General features: G+C 72.3%; 13 protein-coding genes and 1 pseudogene. 8 read left to right on the plus strand and 6 right to left on the minus strand.

Annotation, left to right across the window (positions count from 1 at the left end):
• Positions 1-239: 239 nt before the first annotated feature.
• Together sucC and sucD are read left to right on the plus strand one after the other, a co-directional pair.
• Entirely contained in the window at positions 240-1,421 is a 1,182-nt protein-coding gene (sucC, locus tag ACQPXS_RS28180; protein WP_351802032.1) for an ADP-forming succinate--CoA ligase subunit beta, read from the plus strand.
• Positions 1,422-1,449: 28 nt separating this feature from the next.
• Positions 1,450-2,334, plus strand: coding sequence for a succinate--CoA ligase subunit alpha (sucD, locus tag ACQPXS_RS28185; RefSeq protein WP_356302048.1), 885 nt, complete (start codon positions 1,450-1,452; stop codon positions 2,332-2,334).
• 155 nt (positions 2,335-2,489) lie between these two features.
• Here sucD and ACQPXS_RS28190 read toward each other — a convergent pair whose 3' ends face one another.
• Positions 2,490-3,650, minus strand: coding sequence for a sigma factor-like helix-turn-helix DNA-binding protein (locus ACQPXS_RS28190; RefSeq protein WP_433452021.1), 1,161 nt, complete (start codon positions 3,648-3,650; stop codon positions 2,490-2,492).
• A gap of 96 nt (positions 3,651-3,746) precedes the next feature.
• Here ACQPXS_RS28190 and ACQPXS_RS28195 point away from each other — a divergent pair, with 96 nt between their 5' ends.
• Complete coding sequence (locus ACQPXS_RS28195; RefSeq protein ID WP_433452022.1) at positions 3,747-5,615, plus strand: cell division protein PerM; 1,869 nt, start codon at positions 3,747-3,749, stop codon at positions 5,613-5,615.
• Positions 5,616-5,656: 41 nt separating this feature from the next.
• On the opposite strand, the gene ACQPXS_RS28200 is transcribed toward ACQPXS_RS28195, so the two are convergent.
• Positions 5,657-6,490, minus strand: coding sequence for a hypothetical protein (locus tag ACQPXS_RS28200; protein ID WP_356302042.1), 834 nt, complete (start codon positions 6,488-6,490; stop codon positions 5,657-5,659).
• Positions 6,491-6,759: 269 nt separating this feature from the next.
• Between ACQPXS_RS28200 and purN the strand changes: the two genes are divergently transcribed.
• Positions 6,760-7,449 (plus strand): phosphoribosylglycinamide formyltransferase, encoded by a 690-nt coding sequence (purN, locus tag ACQPXS_RS28205; RefSeq protein WP_356302040.1) that lies wholly within the window; start codon positions 6,760-6,762, stop codon positions 7,447-7,449.
• The gene (gene purH / locus ACQPXS_RS28210) at positions 7,446-9,014 is read left to right on the plus strand and encodes a bifunctional phosphoribosylaminoimidazolecarboxamide formyltransferase/IMP cyclohydrolase (protein WP_433452023.1); all 1,569 of its coding nucleotides are present in this window, start codon (positions 7,446-7,448) and stop codon (positions 9,012-9,014) included. The genes purN and purH overlap by 4 nt, the downstream gene beginning before the upstream one ends.
• Before the next feature lie 77 nt (positions 9,015-9,091).
• Here purH and ACQPXS_RS28215 read toward each other — a convergent pair whose 3' ends face one another.
• The 4 genes from ACQPXS_RS28215 to ACQPXS_RS28230 all read right to left on the minus strand — a co-directional run bounded on the left by ACQPXS_RS28215 (position 9,092) and on the right by ACQPXS_RS28230 (position 12,703).
• Entirely contained in the window at positions 9,092-9,574 is a 483-nt protein-coding gene (locus ACQPXS_RS28215; protein WP_433452024.1) for a hypothetical protein, read from the minus strand.
• A gap of 97 nt (positions 9,575-9,671) precedes the next feature.
• Positions 9,672-11,216 (minus strand): protein kinase domain-containing protein, encoded by a 1,545-nt coding sequence (locus ACQPXS_RS28220; RefSeq protein WP_433452026.1) that lies wholly within the window; start codon positions 11,214-11,216, stop codon positions 9,672-9,674.
• Positions 11,213-11,959 carry an FHA domain-containing protein gene (locus ACQPXS_RS28225; RefSeq protein WP_433452028.1) on the minus strand — a complete coding sequence of 249 codons (747 nt, stop codon included), beginning with the start codon at positions 11,957-11,959 and terminating at the stop codon, positions 11,213-11,215. Before ACQPXS_RS28225 ends, ACQPXS_RS28220 begins: the two co-directional genes overlap by 4 nt.
• Before the next feature lie 150 nt (positions 11,960-12,109).
• Positions 12,110-12,703: a hypothetical protein gene (locus ACQPXS_RS28230; protein ID WP_433452029.1), complete on the minus strand. Its 594-nt coding sequence runs from the start codon at positions 12,701-12,703 to the stop codon at positions 12,110-12,112.
• 260 nt (positions 12,704-12,963) lie between these two features.
• On the opposite strand from ACQPXS_RS28230, the gene ACQPXS_RS28235 reads away from it, so the two are divergent.
• The 3 genes and pseudogenes from ACQPXS_RS28235 to ACQPXS_RS28245 all read left to right on the plus strand — a co-directional run.
• Complete coding sequence (locus ACQPXS_RS28235; protein WP_351802010.1) at positions 12,964-13,818, plus strand: bifunctional methylenetetrahydrofolate dehydrogenase/methenyltetrahydrofolate cyclohydrolase; 855 nt, start codon at positions 12,964-12,966, stop codon at positions 13,816-13,818.
• Positions 13,808-14,269 carry a DUF3017 domain-containing protein gene (locus tag ACQPXS_RS28240; RefSeq protein ID WP_433452030.1) on the plus strand — a complete coding sequence of 154 codons (462 nt, stop codon included), beginning with the start codon at positions 13,808-13,810 and terminating at the stop codon, positions 14,267-14,269. Before ACQPXS_RS28235 ends, ACQPXS_RS28240 begins: the two co-directional genes overlap by 11 nt.
• A 119-nt stretch (positions 14,270-14,388) precedes the next feature.
• A pseudogene (locus ACQPXS_RS28245) lies at positions 14,389-14,535 on the plus strand (histidine kinase dimerization/phosphoacceptor domain-containing protein); the annotation flags it as partial.
• Positions 14,536-14,625 lie beyond the last annotated feature (90 nt).

Here is a 14,625-nt window from a genome sequence, read left to right on the forward strand (position 1 = left end):
CCGCCCCGATGCATCGGCACGCCGTGCCAGGAAACCCGGCATCATGTGACAGGTATCACCGCTCGGGTGTGACCCTCGATTTAGGGAGCCCCCGCAAGCGGCGATAACCTGCGAGACGGACATGCCGCGCGCTCGGACACCGTGTGCGCCCCCCTTGTGACAAGCGGACGTCACGTTGCCCTTCGCGGCACGCCCACGCATCCAACGAACCGCGAGATCACTGATAGGGACGGAAGCGCGTGGACCTGTTCGAGTACCAGGCGAGGGACCTCTTCGCCAAGCACGATGTACCGGTGCTGGCCGGTGAAGTCATCGACACGCCTGAGGCGGCGCGCGAGATCACTGAGCGTCTGGGCGGCAAGTCCGTCGTCAAGGCGCAGGTGAAGGTCGGTGGTCGCGGCAAGGCCGGTGGCGTGAAGCTGGCCGCCTCCGCGGACGAGGCCGTCGCCCGCGCGACGGACATCCTCGGCATGGACATCAAGGGCCACACGGTCCACAAGGTCATGATCGCCGAGACCGCTCCGGAGATCCTCGAGGAGTACTACGTCTCCTTCCTCCTCGACCGTGCCAACCGCACCTTCCTCTCCATCGCCTCCGTCGAGGGCGGCATGGAGATCGAGGAGGTGGCGGCCACCCGTCCGGAGGCCGTCGCCAAGACGCCGATCGACCCGATCGACGGTGTGGACGAGGCCAAGGCCCGCGAGATCGTCGCTGCCGCCAAGTTCCCGGCCGAGGTAGCCGACAAGGTGGCGAACGTCCTCGTCAAGCTGTGGGACACCTTCATCAAGGAGGACGCCCTCCTGGTCGAGGTCAACCCGCTGGCGAAGGTCGCCTCCGGCGAGGTCATCGCCCTCGACGGCAAGGTGTCGCTCGACGACAACGCCGAGTTCCGCCACCCCGACTTCGAGGAGCTCCACGACAAGGCCGCGGCCAACCCGCTCGAGGCCGCCGCCAAGGAGAAGAACCTCAACTACGTCAAGCTCGACGGCGAGGTCGGCATCATCGGCAACGGCGCCGGTCTCGTCATGAGCACCCTGGACGTCGTCGCGTACGCCGGTGAGAAGCACGGCAACGTCAAGCCCGCCAACTTCCTGGACATCGGCGGTGGCGCCTCCGCCCAGGTGATGGCGAACGGCCTGGAGATCATCCTGGGCGACCCGGACGTCAAGTCCGTGTTCGTGAACGTCTTCGGTGGCATCACCGCCTGCGACGAGGTCGCCAACGGCATCGTGCAGGCCCTGAAGCTCCTGGAGGACCGCGGCGAGAAGGTCGAGAAGCCGCTCGTCGTCCGCCTCGACGGCAACAACGCCGAGCTGGGCCGGCAGATCCTCACCGACGCCAACCACCCGCTGGTGCAGCGCGTCGACACCATGGACGGCGCGGCCGACAAGGCCGCCGAGCTGGCCCACGCCGCCAAGTAAGCACTCAGGACGAGGACACCAACACACCATGGCTATCTGGCTCAACAAGGACAGCAAGGTCATCGTCCAGGGCATGACCGGCTCCACCGGCATGAAGCACACGAAGCTCATGCTCGGTGACGGCACCAACGTCGTGGGCGGCGTGAACCCGCGCAAGGCGGGTCAGACCGTGGACTTCGACGGCACCGAGGTACCCGTCTTCGGCACCGTCAAGGAGGCCATCGACAAGACCGGCGCCAACGTCTCCGTCATCTTCGTGCCGGAGAAGTTCACCAAGGACGCGGTCGTCGAGGCCATCGACGCCGAGATCCCGCTGGCCGTCGTGATCACCGAGGGCATCGCCGTGCACGACACGGCGTCCTTCTGGGCGTACGCCGGCAAGAAGGGCAACAAGACCCGCATCATCGGCCCGAACTGCCCCGGCATCATCACCCCGGGCCAGTCGAACGTCGGCATCATCCCGGGCGACATCACCAAGCCGGGCCGCATCGGCCTGGTGTCGAAGTCCGGCACGCTGACCTACCAGATGATGTACGAGCTGCGTGACATCGGCTTCTCGACCGCCGTCGGCATCGGTGGCGACCCGATCATCGGCTCCACCCACATCGACGCCCTGGCCGCGTTCCAGGACGACCCGGAGACCGAGCTCATCGTGATGATCGGTGAGATCGGCGGCGACGCCGAGGAGCGCGCGGCCGCGTTCATCAAGGAGAACGTGACCAAGCCGGTCGTCGGCTACGTCGCGGGCTTCACCGCGCCCGAGGGCAAGACCATGGGTCACGCCGGCGCCATCGTCTCCGGCTCCTCCGGCACCGCGCAGGCCAAGAAGGAGGCCCTGGAGGCCGCGGGCGTCAAGGTCGGCAAGACCCCGACCGAGACGGCCAAGCTCGCACGCGAGATCCTGGGCGGCTGAGCTTCTCGGCTCCCGTCAGGTCCAGTTCGGTAGGCCCGTCCCGTCTCCTGGGGCGGGCCTACCGGCGTTTCCCTCACCGCACCGCAGCTCCCCGGGGGGGCGCGGGGAACGCCCCCACCGCAGGGCAGCCCTGTCGCGCCCACCGGGCGACAGCCTTATCGCGCCTCCGGAACCAGCCGGTCCGGCCCCTTCGCGGCGGCGCTCCGCAACTTCGCCTGCAAAGCCCGCTCCTCCCGCGACAGCGGCCCCATCACCCCCACCGGCGGAACCCCCTGCACCGCCTGCGCCGGAGCGATCGGCGCCTCGTAGTGCGTCGGCGCCGACCGCACCGCGAGCGCCATCGCGCCGATGATCGTCACCATGAACGCGACCGCCGCCCACGTCCGGAACGCATTCCGCCGTTCGGCCTCCCGCCGCACAGGCTCCGGATCCGCCGTGCGCGCCTCCTCGTTCGCGGCCGGCAGCCGCAGCCGCGGCCGCAGTTGGCGACGCAGCTCGCCGGGCTCGGCCAGGGTCGGCACCTGCGCGGCCAGGGCCTCGCGGGCGTAGGCCAGCCGGTTCGCGGCGGCCGGTGTGCTCGCCTCCGTCTCCGCCGCCGCCTCCGGCAGGTCGAGGCCCACGCCGTCGTACAGGACGAGCGTGCGCCGGTACACCGGCGGCAGCGTCAGCAGGGCGTCCAGCAGCGCCCGGTCGGCCGGGTCGGCGGGCGGCGGCTCCGGGCGCCGGTACCGGGGCCGGAAGCCATGCCGGGGCGAGAGCGCGCAGTCGTGCGCCGCCGCCCGCACCCAGCCGCCCGGATCCCGGTCCCGGGCCACCTCGGGCCAGCGCTGCCAGGCCAGCTGAAAGGCCCGCTCCACGGCCTCGCGGGCCGCCTCCGGGCGCCCGGTGAGCAGATAGGTCTGGCGCACGAGCGCGGGGGCCAAGAACGTGTACAGCGCGTCGAAGGCCTGAGCGGGCGTCAGGGGGTGGGGGATGACGGCCTCTGGAGTCTCCCGGCCCGCCTCGACCGCTGACGCCACTTCGACCGCTGACGCCCCCTCGACCGCTGACGCCCCTTCGACCGTTGATGCCCCTTCGGTCGCTGTCGGCCCATCGACCGCCGTCACCCCTTCGGCCGCGAACGTCGTCAGCAGCCTGGTGTACGTCTCGCCCTCGCTTCCGTGCGGGACGAGGCGGCCGGACTCCCACGCGCGCAGCGTCGAGGGGCCGATGCCGACCTGCGCGGCGAGCTGAGCGTGCGTCAGCGACCGTGACTGGCGCAGGCGTCGGCGTTCCGCCGGCGGTGGCAGCGGACCGGCGGTGTTCTGCGGCGTCACCGCACGCCCTTCCGTACGAAAAAGCACATAAACGTATATTGAGCGACACTACGGAGGTTCGCCTGTTACGACGGGAAAGAGCGTGTCGTTGGGAGCATGGCGTGCGTGATCCAGATGACCGCTCGCCCACCGTCGCTCTCGCCCTTGCTGACCCGGATGCGCAACCGCGAACCCGGCCTGGCCGCCGGCCTGCTCGGCGGCGCCGTCGCGGCCGGACTCGGATTCGGCACGTTCGCGGTGCTGGTGATGGTCCTGTGGGTCAGCTCGCCGTATCCCGACAGCGGGCCGGGCGGCGCGCTGCACGTCGCCGGCGCGCTGTGGCTGCTGGCCCACGGCGTCGAACTGGTCCGCACCGACACGCTCTCCGGCGCGCCCATGCCGGTGGGGATGACCCCGTTGCTGCTGCTCGTGCTGCCCGTGTGGCTGGTGTACCGGGCGGCGAGAGTCGCGGTGGACGCGCCCGCCGACGCCGACGGTCCGCCGCCGGTTCCGGCGCAAACCGTGTGGACGGGGGTCGTTCTCGGCTACCTCGGCGTCGGCGGCGCGGTCGCGCTGTACTGCGCGGGCGCGGAACTGCGGCCCGACTTGTTCTGGATGACGGTGTGTCTGCCGCTGGTCGCGGCGGGCTCGGCGGCGGCCGGGGTGTGGTCGGCGTACGGCTGTCCGCGCGAGCCGGTACTCAGCGCGCTGGCGGTGCTGCCGGTGTCGCTGCGGCGGCTGCTGTTCGGCGCGGACGAACGGGCCCGGCTGGGTACGGCCGTACGGGCCACCGGTGCTGCCACGGCGGTGTTCTTCGGCGGCGGGGCGCTGCTCGTCGGGGTGTCGCTGGTGTGGCACGGCGGCGCGGCCCGGGCGTCCTTCGTCCAGCTGACGGAGGGATGGACGGGACGGTTCGCGGTGCTGCTGCTCGGCGTCGCGCTGATCCCCAACGCGGCGTTCTGGGCCGCGTCCTACGCCCTCGGCCCCGGCTTCCTCCTCGGCGTCGGGCATCTGGTGCAACCCTTCGCCTCCCATCCTGCCCCTCTGCTGCCGCCCTTCCCGCTGCTGGCCGCGGTGCCGGACGCCGGTGCCGGGACGCCGGCGAACTGGACGGCGGGACTGGTGCCGATGGCGGCCGGGGTGACGGCGGGGTGGTTCGTGGCGCGGGGGGCCGTAAGACGGCCGGAGCCGGGCGCGCCGGCACCGGCGCACTGGTCGGCCGGCCGCACCGCCGGGGTGGTGCTGGTGACGGCGATGCTGTGTGCGGCGGCCCTCGCCCTGCTCGCCGGCCTGGCCGGCGGCCCGCTGGGGGTGGCCGCGCTGGCCCGCTTCGGACCGGTGTGGTGGCAGACCGGGGGAGCGGCGGGGGCGTGGACGGCGCTGTTCGGGATGCCGGTGGCGCTGGTCGTGCGGGCGTGGCGGCTCTGGCGCCGGCGCACGCGGGACGGGGAGATCCCGATGCAGGGGACCGGAGTGGGGACGGGGACGGGGAGCGCCGGGAGCGGAAAGCAACAGGACAAGATCAGCGTCAAGGCCGGGAAGGCGGGTCGGGAGGAGGGGGCCGCCAAGGTCGAGGGCAGGCTCGCGGGCAGGGCCAAGGAATCCGGCAAGGGCGGGACCCCCCCACCCCGACCGGCGTCGCCCGAGCCCGACGAAGAGGAGATGTACGGCATCCTCCCGGCCGACGACCCGTTCCCCGGGGAGTGGCACGACGACCTGGCCCGCGCCTCACGCTGGGCGGCCCTGCGCGAGGCAGCCGCCCCCCGCGACCTGCCCGCCCGGACAAGCCCCGCAGTCGCTTCAGTGCCTCCGGCGCAGACGGCACCCCCGGAGGAGACGGCACCCCCGGCGGAGTCGACGCTCCCTCTGGAGGCAACGCCCCAGACGGAGCCGGCGTCCCCGGCAGGGCCTCGCCCGGACCCGGCCGACTCGTCGCCGAGCGACCCCGGAACTCCGGAGTCCCCTGACACGGCAACGGGCAAATGACCCGCCGGCGTACCCCCCGGCGATGGACGCCAGGGGGAGGCTCAGCCGTTCCCGACTCCCAGAACCCCCCGCAGCTCCTGCGGCAGCAGTTGGTCGCAGGACTGTTTCGCCTCGTGGGTGAGGGCGTCGTTCACGCACGTGTAGTAGTCGCGGTAGACGAACTGGACCGTGAAGGTCGAGGCCACCAGGACCAGGGCCAGGGATGCCGTGACCAGGCCGCCGATGGCCGCAGTCGCCTGGGGCCGGCCCGCACCCGGCGGAGGCGCCGGGGTGTCCGGGTTCGCGCCGCGGGGCTTGGCGCGCAGGGCGCTGATGCCCCAGTAGAGCGCCAGCGCGCCCAGCAGCAGGGCCACGTACGTCCAGCTGAACAGGGCGAAGAAGACGGCCCACATGCCGGACAGCAGGGCGTAGCGCGCGCGGCGCTGGGCGGGGTCGGTCGGGTCCCAGCGCATGCCGCCGGGGCCGCCCGTCCCACCCGGGCCCTGGGGACCGCCGCCGGGCCGCTCGCCGAAGCCGCCGGGGGAGCGTCCGGGCTGGCGGTCGCTCCACTGGTCGCCCCACGGGGAGCCGCCCCCATGGCCGGTCCCGTGACCGGAGCCCTGGGAGCCCTCGGGGTGACGGGGCTGCCAGGGCCGGTCCGGGGTGCCCTCGGGCGGCGGCGCGAAGGGGTTGTCGTCCTGCCGCCCGCCGCCGCGTCCGTCACCGCCCCGACCGCCGGGACCCGCAGTTCCGCCCGGACCGCCTGCACCACCGCCGTGCCCACCCTGGGGAGCCTCCGGCGGCGAGGTCGGCCGCTCTCGCAGCACGGTGCCACGCTCGCCTCCCTGGGCCGGGCTCGGAGGGAACGTGAGGAGTCGCAGACTGCGAGCGGGCATGAAAAGAGCGTCTTCCCCTAGGCGAATACGGCTGTGCATACGGCGGTGCGTACGGCTGTGAACACGGCTGGCCGATATGAGCTTCTCCCCCCGACAACGCACCGCACGACCGCCGCGTTCCCGAGGCCGCCCTCCGTGATTCCTTGCCGAACGCTACCTTCCGGCCACGCCCCCGTCCCGTGGGGGCCTTCCCGTGTGCCGGTATCGTTGCTGACGGCCGGCCGCTTCGTAGACTTCCCTGTATCGAGGGGCGTAAAGCATTCGTGCGAATGTACAAAGCTCCGGCCGGTACCGTCGCCACCCCGAGAAAGGGCCCCATCGTGGCCGCCACCCCCGCTGGCCCAGCGGTCAAGCGCCTTGTCGTGCTGGTCTCCGGATCCGGCACCAATCTGCAGGCGCTCCTGGACGAGATCGAGCGCACCGGAGCCGAGCAGTACGGCGCCCGGATCGTCGCCGTAGGGGCCGACCGCGCCGGTATCGAGGGGCTCGCCCGTGCCGAGCGGGCCGGGCTGCCGACCTTCGTGTGCAAGGTCAAGGACCACGCGAGCCGCGAGGAGTGGGACGCCGCCCTCGCCGAGGCCGTGGCCGCCTACGAGCCGGACCTCGTGGTCTCCGCCGGGTTCATGAAGATCGTGGGCAAGGAGTTCCTCGACCGGTTCGGCGGGCGGTTCGTCAACACGCACCCCGCCCTGCTGCCCAGTTTCCCGGGGGCCCACGGCGTCCGTGACGCGCTCGCGTACGGCGCCAAGGTCACCGGCTGCACCGTCCACTTCGTCGACGACGGCGTCGACACCGGCCCGATCATCGCCCAGGGCGTGGTCGAGGTCCGGGACGAGGACGACGAGAGCGCGCTGCACGAGCGCATCAAGGAAGTCGAGCGAAGGCTGCTCGTCGAGGTCGTGGGGCGGCTCGCCCGCAACGGCTATCGCATTGAGGGACGAAAGGTAGTTATCCAGTGACCGCCACCGCCGAGAGCACCAAGCGGCCCATTCGCCGGGCGCTCGTCAGCGTCTACGACAAGACCGGGCTGGAAGACCTCGCGCGCGGGCTGCACGAGGCCGGTGTCGAGCTCGTCTCCACCGGGTCCACGGCCGGCCGGATCGCCGCCGCCGGCGTTCCCGTCACCAAGGTCGAGGAGCTGACCGGCTTCCCCGAGTGCCTGGACGGCCGGGTGAAGACCCTGCACCCGAAGGTGCACGCGGGCATCCTTGCCGACCTGCGGCTGGACAGCCACCGGGAGCAGCTCGCCGAGCTCGGCGTCGAGCCGTTCGACCTCGTCGTCGTCAACCTCTACCCCTTCCGTGAGACCGTCGCCTCGGGCGCGAGCGACGACGAGTGCGTGGAGCAGATCGACATCGGCGGTCCCTCCATGGTCCGCGCCGCCGCCAAGAACCACCCGTCGGTCGCCGTGGTCACCAGCCCCGAGCGGTACGCCGACGTCCTCGCGGCCGTCAAGGACGGCGGCTTCGACCTCGCCGCCCGCAAGCGGCTGGCCGCCGAGGCCTTCCAGCACACCGCCGCCTACGACGTGGCCGTCGCCTCCTGGTTCGCCTCCTCGTACGCGCCGGTGGACGAGTCGCAGTTCCCCGACTTCCTCGGCGCCACCTACGAGCGCAAGAACACCCTGCGCTACGGCGAGAACCCGCACCAGCCGGCCGCCCTGTACGTCGACGGCAGCGGCGGACTCGCGGACGCCGAGCAGCTGCACGGCAAGGAGATGTCGTACAACAACTACACGGACACGGACGCCGCCCGCCGTGCCGCGTACGACCACGACGAGCCGTGCGTCGCGATCATCAAGCACGCCAACCCCTGCGGTATCGCGGTGGGTTCGGACGTCGCCGAGGCGCACCGCAAGGCGCACGCCTGCGACCCGGTCTCCGCGTACGGCGGTGTCATCGCCGTCAACCGGCCGGTGAGCCGGGAGATGGCCGAGCAGGTCGCGGAGATCTTCACCGAGGTCATCGTCGCCCCGGACTACGAGGAGGGGGCCCTGGAGGCCCTCGCCAGGAAGAAGAACATCCGGGTGCTGAAGGCCCCGGGCGCGCCCTGCAACCGGGTCGAGGCCAAGCAGGTCGACGGCGGTGTCCTGCTCCAGGTCACCGACCGGCTCCAGGCCGACGGCGACGACCCGGCGAACTGGACGCTGGCCAGCGGCGAGGCGCTGACCGCCGAGGAGCTCAAGGAGCTCGCCTTCGCCTGGAAGGCGTGCCGCGCGGTGAAGTCCAACGCGATCCTGCTCGCCAAGGACGGCGCCTCGGTCGGCGTCGGCATGGGCCAGGTCAACCGGGTCGACTCCTGCAAGCTGGCCGTCGAGCGGGCCGGTGAGGAGCGGGCGCGCGGCTCCTTCGCCGCCTCGGACGCGTTCTTCCCCTTCCCCGACGGGCCGGAGATCCTCATCGAGGCCGGCGTGCGGGCGATCGTCCAGCCGGGCGGTTCGATCCGTGACGAGCAGGTCGTCGAGGCCGCCAAGGAGGCGGGCGTGACGATGTACTTCACGGGCACGCGCCACTTCTTCCACTGACACGGCGCCGTGGACAGGCCGACGGCCTCCGGCCCTCCCCCGAGGGAGCCGGAGGCCGTCGGCCTTGCCAGGTCGGGTCAGCAGGGGCGCAGCGACCAGATCGGGTCCCAGGTCGCCGTGCCGGCCTGGTAGGCGGTCGAGGTCCAGCGGACGCTGCCGTCCCGGTTGAAGAACCTGGCGACCGTGCCGGGCGTCTGGTTGTTGGTGAACGGGCCGTCGCCGGTCCAGTTGTTCACGGTCCAGGTCTGGCACTTGTAGAAGTCGAACCTGGTGCCCTTGACGATCATGCACAGATGACCGTAGGCGCAGTCCAGGTCCCTGGCGGCGGCCTTGCCCCGCGGGGCCCTGGTGAGGGTCAGACCGTCGTAGCGGACCTTGTCGGCGGAGGCCGAGAGGGGCTTCGGGTGGCCCGCGAGGACCTGGTCGGCGACCTGCTGGACGCCGGTGACCCGGGTGCCGTCCGGGGCGGCGGCGGTGGCCGCGACCGTGGAGCCGGCGAGCAGTGCGGTGGCCGCGACGAGCAGTGCGGCGGGCTTGGCGATGTTCACGTGTTCCCCCATGTGAACGAACGGTGTGGTCGCTCCGCCGCAACGCTCCGGCGGAGTGGTCCCACCGTGGCAGCCGTATCCCTCGGCCGGTACCTCGGACGTCTGAGGGTCACTTCTTCCCCGGCGGCGCGTACTCCTTGAGGTAGTGGGCGACACGGGCGCAGTAGCCGCGGTACTTCGGGGGAACTCCGTTCGCGGCGTTCACTTTCCTGTACGACGTCCGGTACGCGGCGGAGAGCAGCACCCGCCTGTCCCCGGGCAGGCCGGACTTGAGGTTGGGCGCCATGAAGCAGAGGTAGCGGCCCATGGCCGGGATGGAGACGGAGGGGGTGAGGGGCGGGGTGGGCGTGGCCGACGCGGGAACGCCGTCGTCGCGCATGTACCAGCGCAGGACGGCGGGGGTCCAGCGGGCGATGCCGAACTCGTGCTTGGCCGGGTCGGAGAGGTCCGGGTCGAAATCGCTCTCGGCCTTGAGCATCGCCGCCATGAGCGCGGGGGTCACGTCGGGCTCGGGGCAGGCGTGGGCGGAGTCGACGATGAGCTTGCGGTAGCGCGCCGGGATGCCCTTGTCGGTGCGGAGTTCGGAGGCTCCGTAGGCCGCCGGAGCCCTGTCGTCCATGCCGCCACCGCCGTCGCCCGCCCAGGTGCTGATGCCGTAGCCGAGGGCGGCGACGGTCGCGGCGGCGGCGCCCGCGATGGCCGCCCGCCGGCGTCCGCGGCGCGGGAACCGCGGGAACAGCCGGCGGGGCAGGCGCGGCGAGCGGCCGGTGCCGGCGGCCGCCTCGACGCGGCGCAGCAGCGCCTCGGTGCCGATGCGTGCCTCGTGCGTCCGGGCCAGGCAGTCCCGCACGATCTCCCGCCAGGCGTCCGGGAGCCGGGGCGACAGGCGCAGTTCGTCGGTGCCGCGCGCATAGGCGGCGGCCGCGTCGCGGCGGGCGGTCGGGGTGGCGCCGGACAGCGGGAAGGAGTCGGTGAGCACGAGATGGGCGAGCACGCCGAAGGCCCAGACGTCGGCGGACGGCCGGATCCGCCGGCCGCGTTCGCCGATCTCCGCCCACAGCAGCTCGGGCGGGGTGTAGTCGGGGGTGGAGAAGGCGGGAGTGTAGGCGTGGGTGCCCTCCAGTTCGGCGGCCATGTTGAAGTCGGCGAGCCGCGCCGAACCGTCCGCCATCAGCAGCACATTGGCCGGTTTCAGATCCCCGTGCACCCAGCCCGCCCGGTGCAGCTGGGCCAGCCCCTCGCAGATCTGGGCGAGCAGGGCGGGCCCGGCGGCCGGGCGCGGCGCGGCGGCGAGCAGGGCGGACAGGGAGCCCTCGGCCCGCTCCAGGACGAGGACGGTGGCGCCGTCGAGTTCGGGGCGCTCCGGGTCGTCGACGACCAGCGACTCGTACATCCGGATCAGCCGCGGCCGTCTGAGCCGCCGGTGCAGGTCGACCTCGCGCTCGATGAGGTCGCGCAGATGGGCCAGTTGGCGCGGGGTGCCGGTGCCGGTGGGCAGGAACTTCAGCGCGGCGGCAGCGGGCAGGTCCTCGGAGCCGCCGGTGCGCCGGCCCGCGTACACGCTGCCGAAGGCGCCCGTCGCGATCGGCTCGCGCACCTCCCAGGCGCCGACCCGGTAACCCCGCGGCACCGGCACGGCGTACGGCTCGGTCACCGGGCCGTACGGCTCGCGTCGGCGGCGGGCAGGACGGCCAGGTCGTCCTCCCGTACGAGGTCGAAGCGGAGCGCCAGGGACACCAGGGACTCCTTCTTGCCGTTCAGGCGCGGACCGGTGTCCGCGGTGTCCGGGCCGGGCTTGAGCCGCAGCTTCACCGCCAGGTAGTCGATGTTCCACTGCACCGAGGTGCGCGAGGCGGCCGGCCAGGCGGGGCGCAGCCGGTCGACGACCTGGTCGACCGTGGGCAGCGGGGCGTGCGGATCGCCGCGCAGCCGCGGTTCGCACAGGGCGGCCAGGACCGCGAAGTAGCGCTTGGTGCGGTCGACGGAGAAGGCGGGGGCGGTGGTGTCCCCGTCCGGCCCGGCCCCCTGCGGCAGATAGTCGTGCCGCGGCGCCCACACCTCGATCGTCAGCAGGTCCCCGGCGGCGGGCAGCACGATCCGCGAGAACTCGAACGGGATGGGCGCGTCCAGCCGGCCCGGGCCGACCTTGACGTGCTCGCCTGCGCCCTCCGGGTTGTCCACGACGTACGTCTGACGCGCTGACAGGTTGCTCAGTATCCAGAACGCGCCCTGGGCGATGAGTTCGCCGGCCCGGCGGGAGACCCCGTCGTGCGGGATCATCAGGTCGTTGCCGGACGCCCTTCCGAAGGTGAGGCGCTCACCCGGGGCGAGCCGGATCCGGGTGCTCGGCTGCCGGTCCTCCGAGGTCGGCGGAGGTACGACGATGATGCTGTACAAGGTGCGTCTCCCCGTGCCGACGGACACCCCGGCCGCAGCGGCCGACCCGGCCAGCCTAGGGGGACACACCAGGGCCGTGCCTCCCCTGGACGGGTGAGACACGGCCCTTGGTGTGGAAATGGCGCGAACTGTACTGCCGCGCGGGCGGGTTCAGTAGCGGGGGCGGTTGAACCAGTAGCTGCCGCCCTTGTTGGCGCAGAAGACGATGATCAGGATGCTGAGCACCAGGCTCACCAGCGCGAAGACGTTGCCGCTGAGCAGGCTGAGCACGCTCAGCAGAGTGACGATGGAGGCGTACACGATCGCCGAGACACGCGCACCCCCGCCGCCGTTCGCGAACTTGGTGCCGGTGAAGATCGCCCAGAACGCGAATCCCAGGACGATCACGCCGAAGACGATCATCACACCGACGCCGATGCTGGCGGCCTTGTCCGCGTCGCTCGACGAGACGGTGCCGTCCGACGACACGATGTCCCTGATCCGGTCGGTGAACCAGGAACTGGCCACGACCATCAGCAGGCCGCCGAGCACCTGGAAGCCGCCCAGGATGTACAGGAACACCCGCGCGGCCTTCACGCCGCCCGGCATCTGCGCGGGCATGGCGGGGTAGCCGTAGCCGGGCTGCTGGACCGGAGGAGCGGCCGGGTAGCCGTAGCCGGGCTGCTGGGGCTGGGACGGGTAGCCGTAGCCGGGCTGCTGGCCCTGCGGCGGGCCGTAGGGGTTGTTCGGGTCGCCGAAGCTCATGGCGCTCTTCCTCCGTTGATCCAAGTGCGGGGACGACGCGGAGCACGGTTCGGAGGAGATTTCTACAGATGCGGTCCGTCCCCCCGGCACTGCCCGCGGCACTGTCTGCTCATCGTTCTTTAGGCGGGTCTTACTTGTCCAGACGGAATCGTGAGGTGTTGTGCAAGTGCAACATCGCTGATCATGCTGTGACATAGCGGGGGAGGGCCGTGGGGCACCCGGATTGGAACCGGGGCCGGGTCATCCGCGAGGATGGGGGTATGACCGCCCAGATTCTCGATGGCAAGGCCACCGCAGCCGCGATCAAGTCCGATCTGACCGCCCGCGTGGCGGCGCTGAAGGAGAGGGGCGTCACGCCCGGCCTCGGCACGATCCTGGTCGGGGACGACCCCGGCAGCCAGAAGTACGTCGCCGGCAAGCACCGCGACTGCGCGCAGGTCGGCATCGCCTCCATCCAGCGCGAGCTGCCTGCCACGGCCACCCAGGAGGAGATCGAGGCCGTCGTACGCGAGCTGAACGAGGACCCGGCCTGCACCGGCTACATCGTCCAGCTGCCGCTGCCCAAGGGCATCGACGAGAACCGCGTCCTTGAGCTGATGGACCCGGCCAAGGACGCCGACGGTCTGCACCCGATGAACCTCGGCCGGCTGGTGCTGAACGAGCCGGCCCCGCTGCCCTGCACCCCGAACGGCATCCTGACCCTGCTGCGCCGCCACGGCGTGGAGATCAAGGGCGCCGAGGTCGTGGTCGTCGGCCGCGGTGTCACCATCGGCCGGCCCATGCCGCTGCTGCTCACCCGGCGCAGCGAGAACGCCACCGTGACCCAGTGCCACACCGGCACCCGCGATCTGTCCGCCCATCTGAAGCGGGCCGACATCGTCATCGCCGCGGCCGGCTCCCCGCACCTGATCCGCGCCGAGGACATCAAGCCGGGCGCCGCCGTCCTGGACGTCGGTGTCTCCCGCAACGCCGAGGGCAAGATCGTCGGCGACGTGCACCCGGACGTGGCCGAGGTGGCGGCCTGGATCTCCCCGAACCCCGGTGGCGTGGGCCCGATGACCCGGGCGCTGCTGCTGGTCAACGTGGTCGAGGCGGCGGAGCGCAGTGCCGGCTGAGGGCGCCCGCGCGGGGGCGGTCACCCGCGGTACGCAGAGCGCAGGGGAAGATCCCGGGCGGAAGACCACGCGCCGCTTCCCCCGCATCACCAGGGACACCGCGCGGCCGGAGGGCGGCGGCCGCGCCGCGTCCGGTGCCGCCCCGGCCCCGGCGCGGCAGTGGCCCCTGCTCGTGGTGCTCGCCGGGGTCGCGCTGGGCCTGCTGCTGACCGCCCTGGACCTGTTCCGCGCCGGCACCCTGCTGATCGGCGCGGCCCTGCTGGCCGGCGCGGTCATGCGCTGGATGCTCCCGAGCGTCGGCATGCTCGCCGTGCGCTCCCGCTTCACCGACATCGCGACCTACGGCGTGCTCGGCCTCGTGATCGCCCTGCTGGCGATGATGGCCCAGCCCGACCCGTGGCTGCGGATCCCGTTCCTGAAGGGCATCCTGCACTTCACGCTCAACCAGTAGGGCTGTTCGTGACGCCGGTGGCCCGCGCCTCCCCCGGGGACGCGGGCCACCGGCGTACCCCCGTGCCCCGACGGCAAGGCCGCCCACCCCTGCCCCGCCTCCGGGTCCGGACATGACCGGCCGGTCGCCCTGTTGCCGAGGATCGGGGCCGGGTCGCCCGCGAGTTGCACGACGTGGTCGCCCACCGCATGTCCGTCGTCTCGGTGCGGGCAGGTCTCGCCCGGTTCGTCATCGACTCTCGCCCGGGCCGGGCGCGCGGCGTGCTCCGGTGGTGCGGGAACCGGTGGCCCGCCCCCTCCCCCGATGAGGGGCGGGCCACCGTCGCAACTCAGCCTTCCCTGCCGGGAACTGCCTGT

Source organism: Streptomyces sp. CA-142005 (assembly GCF_050942335.1).
Classification (GTDB): Bacteria; Actinomycetota; Actinomycetes; order Streptomycetales; family Streptomycetaceae; genus Streptomyces.

Coding starts and splice junctions, on each gene's coding strand:
- ACQPXS_RS28215 (WP_433452024.1), bottom strand. CDS start 9,574: ATGGGGGAACACGTGAACATCGCCAAGCCCGCCGCACTGCTCGTCGCG.
- ACQPXS_RS28195 (WP_433452022.1), top strand. CDS start 3,747: ATGGCGTGCGTGATCCAGATGACCGCTCGCCCACCGTCGCTCTCGCCC.
- sucD (WP_356302048.1), top strand. CDS start 1,450: ATGGCTATCTGGCTCAACAAGGACAGCAAGGTCATCGTCCAGGGCATG.
- ACQPXS_RS28235 (WP_351802010.1), top strand. CDS start 12,964: ATGACCGCCCAGATTCTCGATGGCAAGGCCACCGCAGCCGCGATCAAG.
- ACQPXS_RS28200 (WP_356302042.1), bottom strand. CDS start 6,490: ATGCCCGCTCGCAGTCTGCGACTCCTCACGTTCCCTCCGAGCCCGGCC.
- purN (WP_356302040.1), top strand. CDS start 6,760: ATGTACAAAGCTCCGGCCGGTACCGTCGCCACCCCGAGAAAGGGCCCC.
- ACQPXS_RS28230 (WP_433452029.1), bottom strand. CDS start 12,703: ATGAGCTTCGGCGACCCGAACAACCCCTACGGCCCGCCGCAGGGCCAG.